General features: G+C 62.5%; 11 protein-coding genes. 4 read left to right on the top strand and 7 right to left on the bottom strand.

All coding sequences use genetic code 11. The features are described from left to right. Positions 1-69: 69 nt before the first annotated feature. Both PLANPX_RS11360 and PLANPX_RS11365 read right to left on the bottom strand, forming a co-directional pair. On the bottom strand, positions 70-1,272 hold the full coding sequence (locus PLANPX_RS11360; protein WP_152098847.1) for a cysteine desulfurase family protein: 1,203 nt from the start codon (positions 1,270-1,272) through the stop codon (positions 70-72). A 70-nt stretch (positions 1,273-1,342) separates the two neighbouring features. Next, the gene (locus PLANPX_RS11365; RefSeq protein ID WP_152098848.1) at positions 1,343-1,966 is read right to left on the bottom strand and encodes a phosphoesterase; all 624 of its coding nucleotides are present in this window, start codon (positions 1,964-1,966) and stop codon (positions 1,343-1,345) included. Positions 1,967-2,273: 307 nt separating this feature from the next. On the opposite strand from PLANPX_RS11365, the gene PLANPX_RS11370 reads away from it, so the two are divergent. Then, positions 2,274-2,660, top strand: coding sequence for a BlaI/MecI/CopY family transcriptional regulator (locus PLANPX_RS11370; RefSeq protein ID WP_152098849.1), 387 nt, complete (start codon positions 2,274-2,276; stop codon positions 2,658-2,660). Next, positions 2,661-5,453 carry a M56 family metallopeptidase gene (locus tag PLANPX_RS11375; RefSeq protein WP_152098850.1) on the top strand — a complete coding sequence of 931 codons (2,793 nt, stop codon included), beginning with the start codon at positions 2,661-2,663 and terminating at the stop codon, positions 5,451-5,453. A 128-nt stretch (positions 5,454-5,581) separates the two neighbouring features. Here PLANPX_RS11375 and PLANPX_RS11380 read toward each other — a convergent pair whose 3' ends face one another. The 4 genes from PLANPX_RS11380 to PLANPX_RS11395 form a co-directional block, all read right to left on the bottom strand. Further along, positions 5,582-6,004, bottom strand: a complete 423-nt coding sequence (locus PLANPX_RS11380) for an aspartyl protease family protein (protein ID WP_152098851.1) — start codon at positions 6,002-6,004, stop codon at positions 5,582-5,584. Further along, positions 6,001-6,204 (bottom strand): hypothetical protein, encoded by a 204-nt coding sequence (locus tag PLANPX_RS11385; protein WP_152098852.1) that lies wholly within the window; start codon positions 6,202-6,204, stop codon positions 6,001-6,003. Before PLANPX_RS11385 ends, PLANPX_RS11380 begins: the two co-directional genes overlap by 4 nt. A 121-nt stretch (positions 6,205-6,325) precedes the next feature. After that, positions 6,326-6,985 (bottom strand): hypothetical protein, encoded by a 660-nt coding sequence (locus PLANPX_RS11390; RefSeq protein ID WP_152098853.1) that lies wholly within the window; start codon positions 6,983-6,985, stop codon positions 6,326-6,328. Positions 6,986-7,086: 101 nt separating this feature from the next. Continuing rightward, positions 7,087-13,404 carry an alpha-2-macroglobulin family protein gene (locus PLANPX_RS11395; protein WP_152098854.1) on the bottom strand — a complete coding sequence of 2,106 codons (6,318 nt, stop codon included), beginning with the start codon at positions 13,402-13,404 and terminating at the stop codon, positions 7,087-7,089. A 408-nt stretch (positions 13,405-13,812) separates the two neighbouring features. Here PLANPX_RS11395 and PLANPX_RS11400 point away from each other — a divergent pair, with 408 nt between their 5' ends. Both PLANPX_RS11400 and PLANPX_RS11405 read left to right on the top strand, forming a co-directional pair. After that, entirely contained in the window at positions 13,813-15,225 is a 1,413-nt protein-coding gene (locus tag PLANPX_RS11400; RefSeq protein WP_232536378.1) for an undecaprenyl-phosphate glucose phosphotransferase, read from the top strand. Between the two features lie 396 nt (positions 15,226-15,621). Then, positions 15,622-16,242: a helix-hairpin-helix domain-containing protein gene (locus tag PLANPX_RS11405; RefSeq protein ID WP_152098855.1), complete on the top strand. Its 621-nt coding sequence runs from the start codon at positions 15,622-15,624 to the stop codon at positions 16,240-16,242. Between the two features lie 66 nt (positions 16,243-16,308). On the opposite strand, the gene PLANPX_RS11410 is transcribed toward PLANPX_RS11405, so the two are convergent. Next, on the bottom strand, positions 16,309-16,668 hold the full coding sequence (locus tag PLANPX_RS11410) for a hypothetical protein (protein WP_152098856.1): 360 nt from the start codon (positions 16,666-16,668) through the stop codon (positions 16,309-16,311). Positions 16,669-16,679 lie beyond the last annotated feature (11 nt).

The following is a 16,679-nucleotide window of genomic DNA, read 5'->3' on the forward strand; positions in this document are numbered from 1 at the left end:
CGCCGGCGACGCCTTACAGCGCCGCCAGCCGAGTACATTATACCACTTTTACGTCCGGGAAAAGACGCGTTATCGTAGCTCCCGCAATCTGGCGACGGCAGCCGCAACGGTTTCCGCCGCCGCTTCGACCTCCGCGATCGTATTAAACCGCCCCAGGCCGAAGCGGAGCGTGCTGCGGGCCAAATCCTCGGTCAAACCAAGGGCCAGCAGGACATGGCTGGGGCTCGGATCGGTCGAACTGCAGGCCGCCCCGGAGCTGACGGCCAGGTTTCCCATCGCCAGGAGCAGGGCCTCGCCGTCGACGTTGCCGAAGGCCACATCGAGGTTGCCGGGAAGCCGCAACGGGCCGCCGGTCGCTGCCTGCCCTGTCAAATTCGGTCCGCAGAGTTCGGCGCCGTCGATCCGGCTCCGCAGCAATTGCCACAGGCGGTCGCGAAGTTTTGCCAATCGCTCGATCTCCGCCGGCAACTCCAGCGTGCAAAGTTGCAGTGCCGCCGCAAACCCGACGATTCCCGCGACGTTGAGCGTGCCGCTCCGCAGCCCATCTTGCTGCCCGCCGCCGGTGATCTGGGCTTCCAGTCGCACCGCCGGCCGGGTGCGCCGCACGTAAAGGGCGCCGATTCCTTTCGGGCCGTACATTTTGTGCGCGGTGAAACTCATCAAATCAACGCCGAGCGTCCGGACGTCGACCGGCAGCTTGCCGACCGCTTGCGTCGCATCGCAGTGAAAGGTCACGCCGCGCTCGCGGCAGATGGCCGCAATTTCGGCGATCGGTTGGAGGACGCCGATCTCATTGTTGGCGAGCATCACGCTCACGAGCGCCGTGTCGTCGCGCAAAACATCGGCGACGCGCTGCCGATCGAGCCACCCAGCTCGCGAGCTTCCATGCGGTTCCACTTCTAGCAGCGTCACGTCGTAACCGCGTCGCGCGAGTCGCGCGAGCGGATCGAGCACCGCTTTGTGCTCGGTCTGCACGCTGACGAGGTGGTCGCCGCGGCGCTTCGGCCGTTCGGCAACGCCGCGGATGGCGAGGTTGTTGCTCTCGGTGGCGCCACTCGTGAAAACAATTTCTTCCGGCTCGGCGCCAATCGCGCTGGCTATCACGGTGCGAGACTGCTCGACTGCTTCGCGCGCCGCTTCGCCGAAGGCATGACCGATGCTCCCGGCGTTGCCGTACTGCTCCGTGAAGTAGGGGAACATCGCCTCGACGACGCGCGGGTCGACCCGCGTCGTGGCGTGGTTGTCCATGTAGATCGGAACAGAAGCGGGCATGGATGGTTCGCGGCAGCCTCGGATCGCAACGAGCTGAATCAGGCTTCCATCCTAGCTGGTGCGGCCCGCCCTACGCAAAGAGCGCCTTCAGCACGATTTGCGACCACGTTTCGCAGCGGTCGATTTCGGCCAGCAACTCGTGCACCGGGCGGAAACCGGCGTCGAGGATGTCTTCCTCGCGCGGCCGGACGCCGGGGTTGTCGACGTCACAGATGTGAACCACGCCGAGGTGAACCTGCCCGACCGGCGTTTCGTCGTCGTTGATCAGCCCGACGCACTTTTCGCGGTACTGCGTTTCGATGATCACCTCTTCGGTCAGCTCGCGAAGCATCCCTTCGCGGTAGACGTCGCTGGTGGTCGTCTTCTTCGCGGCGTCGTCGGAAGAGATGTGCCCGCCGATGCCGACGCTCCGCTTCGCGTGCAGCCGCTTCTCCCCCTGACCGCCGCCGCGGGTGTACTGGAACAACTGCACTGCGCCGTGCGGATCCTTGAACCGAAACAGCACGTAGGGGATGAGCTGCTTGAAGCTGGGGTCTTGCTCCATCTCGCTCCGCGGGCGATAGCCGAGGTCGCCCCCCTCGAGCAGCGCCGGCAGGTACTTGTCCATCTCCGCCGAGAAGCCCTGAAAATGCCCGAGCGAATGAAAACGTTTCGTGGGAACGACCAACACGCGTTCTTCAGCGACGGCAGGCATCAGAGAATCCTATTGGCAGGGCAAGGCAGGCGGTAGCAGAGCCGCAAGTGTAAGCGCTCCGCCGCAAAACGTCGACCCGCTGGTTCAGCTCCGCTCAGTAGCCGAACTTCTTTGCGCCTTCGCGCCTTTGCGTGAGATCTAAATCGAGATGATCTCACGCAAAGGCGCGAAGGCGCAAAGGAAAGTGCGGGAATTAAGAAAAGACATGAGGGCCGTCGCGAGTTCATTGGAGATTTGCTTGACTTGACAACTTGAAAACTATAAAACCAAATCTAATGAACCAAATAACTGACTGCGGGGGCCGCGCATGGCACGACCAAAAGCTTCTGATCTCACCGAACGCGAACTCGAAGTGATGCACGTCTTCTGGGAGGCCAGCGAGGCGCCGCTCACCGCCGCCGATGCGCAGCAGCGGCTGGCGAAGGCAGGCCGCGAGCTGGCCTATACCACCGTTGCCACGCTCGTGCGGATTCTTGTCGAGAAAGAATTCCTCCTTCAAACCAACGAGCAGCGGCCGTTCGCCTACAAGCCGGCCCGTTCGTTTGAAGACGTCTCGCGGAGCATCGTCGGCAATCTCGTCGACCGCGTGTTCCAGGGCTCGCGCGAGCAACTGCTGCTGCGTCTTGTCGAAACCAAACGCCTCTCTGCCAGAGAGCGGGCGCTCCTCGAAGAAGTGCTCAAGGAGAAGAAATAGATGGCTGCGATTTTTTCCACGCTGTTTTGGTGTGCATTGCAGGTGTCGCTGTTTCTGCTGCTTGCGACGCCGGTCTACTTGCTGGTGCGGCGGCGAAACCCATCGGCGGGAACCGCGGTCGCGGCGAGTGCGCTAACGGCGGTTGTTGTGTTGAGCGCCTTGGCGATCAGCCCGTGGCCGCGGTGGTCGCTGGAGTGGCCGACGGCAACTAACGCAGCTGCTGAGCAAGTCGCGGCAGTGAAAGGGGGTGGAGAAGCAAATGTGAACGCTGCCGCAATCGACGATGAATCGCCGACGCCTGTTTTGAGCGGCGCTGCCTCCGCGAACGATGATTCGCTACTCGCCGTGTTCTGGCGAGTCGCGCAGTATAGCGGCGATCCTGCTGCGACGTCGGCCGGGAGCGCAGCGCTCGCCGACGAACGCGTCGCTTGGCCGAATTGGATCGTCTGGGCCATCGCCGCCGGCGTCGTGCTCGGCGCAGCGCATTTGCTCATCAGCCTCGCGGCCGTGCGGCGATTGATCGATCGTAGCGCGCCGCTCGACGATCCCGCCACGCAGCAAGAACTCGACGACCTGCGGCGGCAACTCGACGTGACGCGACCGATTTCGCTTCACGTCTCCGCGGAGATCTCGACCCCCGCGACGGTCGGTATGCTCCGCCCGGCGATCATCCTGCCGACGAGTTGGGGCACGTGGACTTCGGTCGAACGTCGCGCCGTCCTCGCCCACGAACTCGCCCACATCGCCGGCCGCGACTTCGCCGCGTGGCTCGTCGCCCGGGGAGCGGTCGTGCTCCACTTCTATCACCCGCTCGTGCGATGGTTCGTCGGCCGGCTGCAGCTCGATCAAGAACTCGCGGCCGACGACACGGCGGCGCGGCTGCTGGGCGATCGCAAGGCGTACCTGCAAGCCTTAGCCAGCCTCGCCCTTGCCACGCCGCACGAGCGGCTCGCCGGATCGTTGCGTACGTTTATTCCTACTCGCTCCCTTCTTGTCAGGAGAGTTGAAATGCTTCGCACGAATGAAAGTCGATTGGCGTCGAATCGAACTCGACCGAAGTGGCGGTGGGCGACGTTGCCGCTGATCGGAGCGCTCGCGCTGTTGGCGGCGGGGCTGCGGCCTTCGGCGCCGGCGAGCGCGGTGGCGGCTGAGTCACCCGCTAGTGCTGGCTTGAGCGTGCCCGTCGTCGCGCCTGCTGCGACGGCCGGGCAGTACGACTTTGCGTACCTTCCGAAGGAGTTCCTGTTCTTTGTCGCGATGCGGCCCAGCGAAATCGCTGCGTCGCCTCGGCTTGCTCCGCTTGCGGAACTGTTCAATGACGTCGTCAGACCAAGCATTCCGGCGGAGTCGATGGGGCAGATGACTTTTGCGATGGCTGTCGAGAAAAATGTGGCGTTCGGCGACAGTGCTTTGCCGGCGGCAGGTGAGTACACCGTGTGGCGCACGCTTGAGCCGGTCGATTTTAAAGAATCAATCGCTGCAGGATACGGCGATGTCCGCGTCAGAATAGTCGATGGCCATCCGCTGTATTTCCAGCCGGGAGACGACGAGCTCGCATCCCCCGAGCGCGGCGGACTCATGGCCTACTACGCACCTGATGAGACGACGCTCGTCGGTGCGCCCCGCTGGTTGCTCCGCGACTTGGTTAAGAATCCCAGCGACGGCGGGCTGCCTGCCGACGCTGCTACGTGGAATCGCGAAGCGAAGGGCCCGGTTTTCATCAAAGTTGACTTGCCGGCCGTGAAAGCGATGAACATCGGCCTGATGGGCGGAGCGCCGCTGCAGATGTTCCAGCCTGTCATCGACTTAGCGGACGACATTTTCATCACGATCGAAGATCAGGATCCGCTGCTCTTGCACATGCGAGTCGCGTGCAAGTCGGCGGAGGATGCCGTCGCGGTTGAAAAAACCGTGAACGCGGTGCTAGTGCTGATCGAGAACGTAGTGAATACGCAATTGAAGTTGCTCGAGCAGCAACTACCCGTGACGGCGAAATATCACAGCGGGCGCGATCTGGTGGAACTTTTGGTGCTCGGCCGGAAAATTCTCGACACTGCGAAAGTGAACGTCGACGGCGCCTCGGTGAGCGTGACGGCGTCGGTGGACGACCCGCGGCGGACGATTAGCGAATCGCTCATTCCACAGCTTCGTCGCGCGCGGCAAGCGGCCCAGCGGGCGCAAGCGCAGAATAATCTCAAACAGTTAGCGCTGGCGGCGCTGAATTACAACGACACGTTCAACGACGGATATCCGCCGGCGGTCGTCTACGGCAAGTCGGCGTTTCCGGGCTTGAACGCCAGCGGCGACAAGAAGGCTCACGTGCCGCGTAGCTGGCGCGTGGAACTATTGCCGCTACTAGGGCAGGAAGAGCTCTACAAGCAGTATCGTCTCGACCAACCCTGGGATAGCGAAGCAAATCTCAAAGTCCTGCAGCAAATGCCCGCGGTGTATCGTTCGCCGTTCGACGCCCCGAATTCCACTAACGCTTCGTACTTCGCGGTGACCGGACCTGGAACGGTCTTCGACGGCGAAGAGGGAACGCCGCTGACGGCGATTGCCGATGGAACCTCGAATACGATCCTCTGGGTCGAAGCGAAGCGAGAAATTCCGTGGACGAAGCCGGAAGATATTGCGTACGCGCCTGACGAGGCGGCGCCGACGTTCGGCGGTTGGACGAAGGAGGGGGAATTCAACGTCGCACACTGCGATGGGAGCGTCCGGATTCTCAAGGACGTATCCGAGCCGGCGTTGAGGCAGTTCATCGAAAAGGCTGATAGCGGCGTGGCGAAGTGAGCGGATGCTCGCTAGGCATCGGTACTTGCGAGTAGAGCAGCCCCGACCAAGCTTGGTCGGGGCTGTTTGCTTGCGCTTGACGCGATGACTCAACCCGGAGGGCGTGGCCCTCCGGCTCCTGGTTGGCGTCAACCGTTGGGGAGGAGCTCAAGCATCTTCTGCGACCAATCAAACGTCGCTCTGAATTGCTCCAAGAATCCTTCATTGCCGAGCAGCAGATAGTCCTGATCTGCGAAGTAAGCGCGGCCTTGCCAACGGACTGTCTCTTCCCCTTGGCGGAGCTCGAATGCTACCGTTGCCGGCGAAGCCGAAATCACCGCTTCGCCAATGCCCGTTAGCTCAATCATATTTTGAGCATCGAACGCCACTCCAAGTTCCTGGCCTAAACTCGACGGCAGCAGGGTGAAGTCAGCCCCGGTGTCGACTAGCGCCATCCGCCGCACCATCGCTCGCGGGCCGTGGATGGCGAGCGGAACGACCGGTCTGTAGACGGTCGCCGGTCCGGCGCCGTCAGCATATTGGACTCGGTAACGACGATAGTTGAACTTCATAGCCGGCCGACGAAGCCGCTGTCGGCTGGCGGGGCTTTTTCGATGATTGGCTCCGCGACCCCTGCAGCTTTCGCTGCGGCAGTCGCCGCCTCAGCGCTGTCACCCGAGGCGATGATCTTCAGCCCTGCGTCGTCCCAGGCGATCCATTGACCGCCCAACTCCAGCGGCACGACTTCGGCGAATGGCAGTGGATCGGGCATGGCGGCGAATTCTCCAGGAGATGTGCCGGCGTTGAGCGTACTCTGAATTATACACGATTCAGGGATTGTGGCCTCCAGGTCGCCTGCACCGCCTGTCACAACTAGCCCTGACCAAGCTTGGTCAGGGCTGTTTCTTGCGATTGGCTTCAAGCTTTTCAGCCGCCTGCAAAGCACGCAGCAAGTAGGGACGTTCGTCGGGAACAACGTTTGGCGGTAGGAAATCGCGGATCGCCAGGTACACCCGCAACGCTCGAGCTGACTCCTCGACCTTCGCCGCATTGAAGTACGGATCGCTTGGATCCCAGCGGAGGTAGGCCAGGTTGACCGACTTGGCATGGTCGCCAATGACCACGGTAAGCGTTTTGCTGCCGCCGTCGGGGACAAGATCGCCGTAGCGATCGTCGAGTTCGAAAAACCGGTCGGTGACGAGCAGATCGCGAATCACCTGCTGCTGCTCATTCGTGAAATTGAAGGATTGGGGGGCTGCGGGCTCGTAGACGCCCGGGTGCAACGTCGCGGCGCCGGCGGCGTTGACGCTCAGTTGCCAGTTGGACTCAATCGTGGAGCCTTCGCTGCTGATGGCGATGGTGACGGGGAACGTTTTCAGGACGTGGTCGTTGGGGGGAAGCGGTTCCTCGGGAATGAGCGACAAGATCTCGTGACGCTCCGCCGCCCAACGTCCTGACGCGGCGGCCCAACCAACGGCTAGCGCGACGACGCTTCCCAAGGCGAGTAGCGTCAGCAGCGAGTAACGCGGCCTGGCTCTCTGCTCGGTTTCCATGCGTGATCTCAGGGAAGCTCACATAGAGTTGTCGTTCAAACCTTCGCCCCTAGCCCCGACCAAGCTTGGTCGGGGCTGTTTGCTTGCGCTCAGCGTTTCGCTCAGTCCGCGATCTGCACCTTGAACTCATCCGAATTCGCCCGCAGTTCTGGCGCGTACATGCCTGAACCCTTCGCCGGCAGGGCGCTGAAGCGGCCGGGAATCTCCGCTCGCAAGCGGTAGCTCACGCTATGCTGCCCGCGGGCGAGCGTGCGGCAGAACAGCACGACTCGTTCGTCGCGGAACTCGACGTAGGCGCCAAGTTCGTTGCCGTTGTAGCCGCTGCGGACTTCGAGCGCTTCGAAGCCAGCCGCCTTCATGTCTTCGAGCATCACGTACTCGTAATCGTTCTTGCTGTCGACCGTGAGCTCGACCTCAACGAGGTCGCCGCTCTTCAGTTCTTGTAGGCTGGTGATTTCGCTGCGGTCGTACTTTTCGACCTGCTGCTCAACCACTTCGCCTCGACCGCCCGCGACGGCGGCCGTCTTTTCGGCGGGCGTGAGCTTGTAGAACTTGCGGTTCACCTTCAGCTCGAGGCCGGCGGCTTTGATGTCGTCTTCCAGCGTAAAGTTGGTGAGGTAGCCGTTGAAGTAGATCGGACCATCGCCTTTCTTGCGGAGTTCGACGGTATGCTCGCCGGCGGCGAGGGCCGCCCCTTCGAGCACGAGCGCGTTGTCGAACGTAAACAGCGTCTCGGCGGTGATCTCGACCGCCTTCTTCAGTTCGCCGTCGACGAGGACTTCCAGCGACAGGTTCGGCTTCGCTTCGCCAGTCGCCTTGAGGTAATCGGCAAACGCTTCGACCACGAGGGCCGTGTCGCGGGTGCTGTTCCAGTAGGTGCCATGCTTGCGGTTGTTGAGCAGGTACTTCACGAGCCGCGGGGCGACTTCGCTCTTCGGCTCGTTGGCGACGAGCAGCTTGAGGTAGTAAGCCATCGCCTCGTTCTCGCTGCCATACCAGTACCACCAGATGCCGCCGGGCAGGTCGAGCCACGCGGTTTGATTGTCGTCGTCTTGCTTGACGTACTGCGAGAGGTTTTGCATGACCATCTTCAGCATGTCGGCGACTGCGATAGCAGATTCCGACTTCTGATCGGCGACACCTGCTTTCTCGATCTCAAGTGCCAAGCCGAATGTTGCCAGGCTGTAGACGGCGAGCTTCGTGCGGTCTTGATAGAGGTAGCCTCGCATGCGGTTGCGCGTGGTGGCGGTGTTGTCGGCGGGGTCGACTGATTCCTCTGTCGGTACGCCGGCCGGGGGCGGGGACGCCCCGGCTCGCTCGGCTTCGGTGAGGACTAGGTAAACAAGCGCGTCGAGGTTGTCGGCCTCCGACTTTGCTGGCGCGCCTTCGTTGCGGCGCTTCTTCGCTTCGCGGTCCCAGTTGTCGAGCTTCGCCAGCTCTTCGCGCTGGTAGCGCTGCAGCCATTCAACGCCGCGCTCGACGACGCCTGGCACGATGGCCACGTCGTTTTGCTTCGCGACGAGTAACCCGCGGACGACGGTCGCCGTCGTGTGAGCGGTCGAGTGCTCGCCCCAGCCGCTGAACCAACCCCAGCCGCCGTCGCTCAGTTGCATCTCAGTGAGACGGTTCACGCCTGCCTTCACGACGTTCGTCAGCTCGGCTTCGTCGAACACCGAGTTGCGGTCAAACCGCTTCCACTGCTCGGCCCGCGCCTTGTCGTCGCCGATTTCTTGCGCGTTGAGGTTCGTGCGCTTCTCCTGAATCGCCTTCAGGTCGACGCCCATTTGCTGCAGCGTCTTTTGCGTCAGCACCGCCGGCAGGAACCGGTTGAGCGTCTGCTCGGTGCAGCCGTAGGGGTAGTCGACGAGGTAGGGGAGGGCGTCGACCATCGCCCCGGCCAGCGTCGGCGAGTAACGAACCTCGAGCCGCGTTTGCTCGGCCCGCCGCTTCTCCGGCACGTTGATCGTGAACTTGCCGCTCTCCTCGCTCGGGCGGATAACGCCGCTGTAAGACTCGGTTTTCAGCATGCCGTGCACGAGCACGGGGAAGCTTTGCTGCATCGCGTCCGACTCGGCGTCGGTGAGGGCCGACATGCGAATCGTCGCTTCGCCTTCGCGGACGGCCTTCACGCGCCAATCGACTCTTTGTTCTCCCCCTGCCGGGATTTCGTACTGAATCTCGCTGAACTGCGGAATCTTATTACCCGCTTCGCTCTTGCTGTCATGCAGTTCCAGCGTATTGCCCTGAAGATCAAGTCGGACTCGGACCTGCTTCGCTTCCTTCAGGTAGTTGTGCACCACCGCCGACAGCACGACTTCATCGGTCTCGACGAAGAACCGCGGGGCCTGCAGGCGGACGATGATGTTCTTGCGCGTCACCGTCTCGGCCGAACCTTCGCCGACGCGCGTGCCGAGGCCCATGCTCCAAACGTTGATCTTCCAGGCGGTGAGATTCTCGGGCATCGTCAGTTCAACTTCGGCGAGACCCTCGGCGTTGGTTTCGAGGTTCGCCACCCACAGCGCGGTGTCGGCGAAGTTTTGGCGAACGGTCGGTTGAGCCATCTCGCCGCCGCCGTCGCTCGGAGCGTTCTGCGTCCGGGCGTCGGCCAACTCGGCTTTGAACATCGCTCCCTCGGGAGCGGGCGCTGCGGGCGCCATCGGGGCGCCGAGCGCCATCGCCATTGGCTGTCCTCCGCTACGCATCATGCGGCCATCGGCCAACGCCGCCCCAGCCATGGCGCCGCCGGAGGCGAAACTCAGCGACTGCCCTACATCCACCGTGCTCCCGCCGAACACGCCCAAATCCTGCATCACCTTTTCATTCGGCTTCGTCACCGGATACTCAACGCGGCTGAGGCTCGTCTCGCTCTGCGGCGAGTGGCTCCGCCGCCACTTCCAGAAGAACTCGCGAATATCGGGCACGTTGCCGCCGCCCGAAATGTATTCGAGCGCTTTGTCGTACATCGCGATCACCGTCGACGCGACGACCGGCTTGCCGTCGGCGCCGGTGAGCTTCACCTGCACCTTCGCCTTCTGGCCCGGCAGGAACGCATCGGACGACGGCACGACTTCCACGTTGACGATCCGCTTCGCCGGCGGCACGAAAATCTCTCGCACGGCCGTGTGGAGCTTGCCCCCGTGCACGGTCATCGCCTCGACGAAGAAGTTCGGCATGTCTCGCAGCTCGACCGGCACTTCGACGACGGTGCTCTTTCCCTTGAGCGTCACCACTTGCGGCGGCAAGTAGACGCCGTTGGCCGGCCGCAGGAACAGCAACACCGTCGAACCCGCGCGGTTCGAACTCACCTGCAATTGCACCTTCTCGCCCGGCGCATACTCGCGTTTGTCGGCGATCACTTCCACGGCGTTGAACCGGAAGTCGGTTCCGTCGAATCCTTCGCCGCGCACGACGATTACCTGGCCCCCTTCGATGGCCACGCTCTCATCGCCGCGCTTCTTCGTCACCTTGTAGGAAAGGCGGTACTGGCCCGGTTCGGACGCCTTCACTTGGAAGCTCGCCCGCCCTTGCGCGTCGGTTGGCACATCCCACTTGGCGACTTCGTTCTCAACAGGCTTGCCTTCTTCATAGTTGATCTTCAGCAGCTGCAACTCGCCGCGGGCCTTCACCGGCTTGCCGTCGATGGTGCGGGCCGCCATGTCGAGCTCCATCGTCTCGCCCGTGCGGTAGAAGCCGCGGTTGGTCCAGACGTAAACCTTGAACGGCTCGCGCGCCACCAGCACGCGGCCCTCGGCGACGATGCTCCGCCGCGATTGGTCGACCACTTCAGCCTGAATTTGGTAGCTGTGATCGGTGTTCGGGTGGAACTGCTTCGCCGCCGCCGTGTCGATCGTGATTTCGTACGTTCCGTCGGGGCGCAGCTCCGCCTCCTGCTCAGCGACGACTTCCGGCTGTTCCGGCGCCTGCCAGAACCACGGCGGCTGCGGCCGCATGCAGCCCCAATGCCGCCACCCGGGGAACCAGGTGTAGTTCTCGCCAAACCACCAGTAGCCAGGCCCGTACAACCAATCCCACGGCGCCGGCGGGAACCACGGTTCGTTGAACGACGTCCGCAGCACCTTGTACTTCACCGTGCCTTCGGTCACTGGCGAGCCGAAGTAGTACTTCGCAGAAATCTTCGCCGTGATTTTGTCGCCGAGCTTCACCGGCTCGCTCGGCGCGTCGACGGTCACTTCAAACTCAGGCTTCTTATATTCCTCGACGCGGAAACTGCCGCCGCCGTGATTGACGACGTTGAGCTGGTACTGCCCCAGCGCCGCCCCTTGCGGCAACTTGAAGACGCCGTCGATGCCGCCGTACGCGCCGGCGACGAGTGACTTCGTATAAACTTTCTCGCCGCGAGCGTCGAGAATCTCCACCACAAACGACTGCCCCGCATACGGCGACGCATCGGGTTGATCGAACTGCGCGTTCGCCACCCAGAACTTAAACTTCACTTCCTGATCGGGCCGATAAACCGGCCGATCGGTAATCGTGAAGACTTTGACTTGCTTGTACTGCTCGTCGATGTATTGTCCCGACCAGACGCCGCTGAAGCCGAGGTAGGCGAGCCGGCCGTCCGGCGTCGACGCCGTGGCGATCCACTGGAAGCGGCGATTCGCTTCGTCGGCCGGCAGCTTCACCATGCCGGCGGCGTCGGTCTTCTCAGCAAAGTTCTTCGTATTGACGCGGTAGCTCGCGCCTTGGTCGACCGGTTCGTTCCAATAGCCGAAGAACTCGACGTTGCACTTGGGAATCGGCTGCCCCGTCACCGCATCGGCGACGTAGTAGAGGGCTTCGTTCTCGAGCGGCTTCTTGACGATCGCCGTATCGGCGACCCACACGACGACGTTGTGGGTATTCCCTTTCTCCATCTTTGCGGTGAGCAGGTAGGCGCCCGCCTTTTGCAGCGGCGTCGTCACCGTCACTCGGCGATCGAAGTGGGCTTCGCGCGGCTCGAGTTCCAGCGACCAACGGGCCGCCTCGGCGCCGAGGTACTTTTCCTGGCCGTTCACCACGAGCCGATGCCCAAGGTTCTCCAGATTCATCTGGTCCCAATCGAGCTGCTTCGGCTGGCTCTGCAGATACTTCTTCATATCTGCGAGCAATTCCGGCACCTTGATCGCCCGCGCGGTGAATTCCACCCGCTTGCCGTTGCGGTAGCGATACTCAAGCGTCGCCCCCTTCCACGCCGGCTGCGTTTCGACCGGTTCAAGCCGGCCCCAATTGCCCACAATCTGCTCGAACCGCTCGCGGTACGGCGTCGACGTCGGTGACGACGCGAACAGTTCCTTCCACTCTTGCGCGGCCCGCGGATACTGCCGGCGATTCTCGAACTCCTGCGCGAGCGCCGACTTCGCCTGCTGCCAATCGTGCGCGGGCGCTTCCGTATTCTCGACGATGCGCTTCCGCAGCGCGATGTAGTTCTGCTCTTCCGGCAGCTTGAACCGCTTGATCCCCGTGGCGAGCTTCGCCATCGTTTCGTCGTCGGCGAGCGTGTGAAGCGCGAACATGCTCTTCGTCACTTCGGCGTCGTCCGAGTTCTGAGCAAACCACCAGCCGTAGTCGGCCATCGTTTGCACGCCGAACTGGCTCACCAGAAAATCGGCCCGCTCGCGCCACTCGTCGATTCCTGCACCAGGTTGCCAAACAGTTCGCTCGGCCAGCAACCAACGCCAACGCTCGCCGTCGTTCCTCGCGGATTTCCAATCGGCCGGCACGTCGTAAAAAATCGGGTTGCCCGCCTCGTCGACCGGCGCTCCCTGCGGGCCGCTGTTGTAGCGGTAGCCCCAGCCATCCTCGTAATCGGGGAGCGTGCCGACGTCGGTAAGCATTTGCAGCAAGAACGGCTGGCGATACGAACCGCCATTGAGCACCGCGTTGGCGTACCCGCTGAGCAGCCGACGAGCTTCCTCGGTCTTGCGAGCATCGGGCGCCTTCGCCGCCAACTCAAACGCTTGCTGATAGAGTTGCAGCGCGCGAACGCGGTCGCGCTCCACGGCGTTCACCACCTTGCCGCCGCCGCGATGTTGCCCGCGGCGGAACTCGCCGGCGATCATGAATCCTTGGTGATCAATCGTCGTGTAACTCTCGGCAACGGCGGTGAGCACGATCCAATCGTCCTCATGCGCCGCAACGACGTCGGCGCGATAGGCGTCGATCGCGTGCATCTCGTTGAGCTGCTGCAGGCAAGAGAGGGCGCTGTAAAAGTCTTCCGCCAGCGCGCGAGAGTCGTCGGCCTTGTCGTTAAGCGTAATCGCGCGGAACTTAACGAGCGCATCCTTGAAATTGCCATCCTTCATCAATTGCCGCGCTTGTTCGCGCTCCGTTGCCGGCGGCGCTGCTCCGTTCAACTGGTGAACGCTGGCAGCCGTCGCCGCCAAAACCGTCAGAATCGCCGCGACCTTGAAAAAATTCGTCATGAGTTGCCGCCCGTATGTTGAACTCCCGCAGGCTCCGCCGCGTGGAGAATTTCAGCCGATTGATTGGCTTGCTACGCCCTAGTTTTATGCCACCGCTGTGGGACTGGTCCACCCGAACCGTTCGCTTCCTGTTTGCTTACGCCTGTGTCCTGCGAAGGTCATTCGCTGGAGCGCGAGCGATATTTTCGACGCCCGCTCCGCCAAAAAGTTCCCCGCCACGGCCAAAAACGCCCATTGTGCGGGTTGTACCCGCCAAACGGCTCGCCACATTTCCGGCTCCCTGATCCCCGCTTCCCCGCCATTCCCCACGAAAAACCTAGATTTGCAAGCGCTCCGGCGACCCGTCTGCAACGTCGCCGTCGGCGTGAGCTTCAGGCCAGTCCACCACCGCTCCCGGGCCATCGAACCGTGTCAGGCAACGACAACGTCCGCTTTCGCTCACATCGTTCGATCGTCGATCTCGCGTACCGTCTGTCGGACGCGGCGGCGATCATCGCGGCTGCGCTGGTTGCCATCGAGTTCACGCCCGACGCGCCTATTTCCAGTCTCGCCATCGTCGTCGGCACGACGCTGCTGATTCATGTCGTTGCGATCGAGGTCAGCGGCCTCTACCGCAATTGGCGCGGTTCGAAAATCGCTCGCGAACTCTGGTGCGTTATCATCACCTGGGTGTATGTGGCGCCGACGGTCCTCGGCATCGGGTTGCTCACCCAAACGAACGCCGAGTTCAGCTACGCTAGCAAAATTTGTTGGCTCGCGCTCACGCCGGTCGCCATGGCCGCCGGCCGCATCGTGATGCGCATGTTGTTGCGGCAACTTCGCATGCGCGGCTTCAACTCCCGCAAGTTCGCCATTTGCGGCATGAACCGCCTCGGCATGCAACTAGCCGCCAACATTCAAAATTCCCCCGAACTTGGTTTGCAGTTCGTCGGCTACTTCGACGACCGCCCCGAACGCCGCACCAACGAAGCCACCGGCGCCCAACTCCATCAGGCCGGCAACCTCACGCAACTCGTCGAACTCGCCCGCACCGGCGAGGTCGACATGATCTACATCACCTTCCCGATGCGGGCCGAAGAACGGATTCGCACCTACCTCGGCAAACTAGGCGATACCACCGCCTCGGTCTACATCGTTCCCGACTTCTTCGTGTTCCAGATGCTCAGCGCCCGCTGGAACCAGATCGACGGCTTGCCGGTCGTCAGCGTGTTCGAAACGCCGATGAGCGGCATCGACGGCGTCTTCAAGCGGCTGTTCGATTTGGTCGTCGGCACGTGCGTGCTGGCGCTCGTCGCCGTGCCGATGCTGATCATCGCCGCCGCGATCAAGCTCACCTCGCCCGGCCCCGTCTTCTTCCGCCAGAAGCGTTACGGCCTCAGCGGCGAGCAGATCGGCGTCTGGAAGTTCCGCAGCATGCGCGTCTGCGAAAACGGCGCCGAGGTGAAACAAGCCTCGCGCACCGATGATCGCATCACCCCCTTGGGCCGCATCCTCCGCAAAACGTCACTCGACGAACTGCCGCAACTGTTCAACGTCCTCGACGGCAGCATGTCGCTCGTCGGCCCGCGCCCGCACGCGAACGCCCACAACGAGCAGTACCGCCCGCTGATCGACGGCTACATGCTCCGGCACAAGGTGAAGCCGGGCATCACCGGCCTGGCCCAAGTGAGCGGCGCCCGCGGCGAGACCGAAACGCTCGACAAGATGGAACGCCGCATCGAGTTCGACCACCGCTACATCCGCGAATGGTCGCTGTGGATGGACTGCAAAATTCTCATCAAGACGTTCCTCGTCGTCTTCCGCCAAGAGAACGCGTACTAATCGCGCTGCTGCGGCAGCGTTTTTTGTGGGAGGCGTCTCCGACGCCGATTTCGCGTTGCCTTTCAAGCGAGCCGGGTCGTCCCGACCCCGGCGCGCCTCCGCTACGTAGTAACAGCAGCGAAGACGCACCGCTAATAAACGCTAACAAGCGCTAATAAAAAGAAAGAGTGTGTGCGAATCACTGTCATGTGATGGCTGCCGCATCTCATTTCAACTTTCGTATTCGCATTTTGTTAGCGACCGATCAGCGTCAATCAGCGGTGCCAGTAGCTTGCCCATCTTCACACCCCCTAGGCACGCCATTCGCTCCCCAAATTTCCCTAACCAAAAGACTTCCCCAATTCCGCGGCCTGCATAGAATGGAAATGTACACCAGTACACTAATGGAGCCGCCCGATGATTCGCACCAATCAGAGCCGCCGTTCCGCTAACGTCCCCGTCGTCACGAATGAGGAGATCGCCCAGACCTTGGTCGAAATCTCCGACCTCCTCGAACGGCAGGGGGCCAATCCCTACCGCATCCGCGCCTACCGGCAAGGCGCCGAGACGATCGCGATGTGTCCGACGCCGCTGCAGATGATTCTCGCCCGCGGCGGCATTCGCGGGCTCATGGAACTCCGCGGTATCGGCGATTCGCTCGCCGCCGCGGTGCAAAAAATCATCCACGCCAAACGCCTGCCGCTGCTTGAGCGACTGCGCGGCGGCGGGGCGCCCGAACGGCTCTTCAGCACGGTCGCCGACATCGGCCCGAAGTTGGCAACGAGGATTCACGAACAACTCGGCATCCGCACGCTCACGCAGCTCGAAGCCGCAGCGTGGGACGGCCGTTTGGCCCGCGTCCCCGGCATGGGCGAGAAGCGGATTCGTGCCGTGCGAGAATCGATCGCCGGCCGCTTCCGCCGCAGCGCGAACCCGACGCCACCACCCGTGCCGCTGCCCACGAACTCGCAGGTGGCGGCTGCCGCTGATCCCACGAAGCCCGCCGAAGCCCCGCGCCATCAGGGCATGCTCTGGTAATCGCTGCGGGAAGTCTCTCGCAGAGGCGCAGAGACGCAGAGGATCGGCAGCGACGTCTCCTTCTTCTTACTCGACCGGTGACTCGAACCGACTACGGCGGGGGAACTGCGGCGGCTCTCTTAGTGATCGCCACGCGGCCCAAAACGGGATGGTAACGAGACCGAGTATGTCTTGAGTCCACCATGGCGGCGCCTTATCCTCGGCCGCCTCTTGGATTCCGTCCGCCAACCATACGGGATCATTCGCCACAATCACTCGGCTATACCCGTACTCTCGCAGGAAGGCGCGCATCTCGTCCTTCGTGCGGACTGCTCGCAGTTCCTGGTACTGCTGATAGTTGAAGTACAAACCAACGATGTGCCGCTTGCCAAACTCGGCAATTAATCTGGCGCCTAGCGAGTGCGTGGGTTGAGCTTCTGCAGCCATCAAGATTCGAC

Origin of the sequence: Lacipirellula parvula (genome assembly GCF_009177095.1) — a bacterium.
Classification (GTDB): domain Bacteria; phylum Planctomycetota; class Planctomycetia; order Pirellulales; family Lacipirellulaceae; genus Lacipirellula; species Lacipirellula parvula.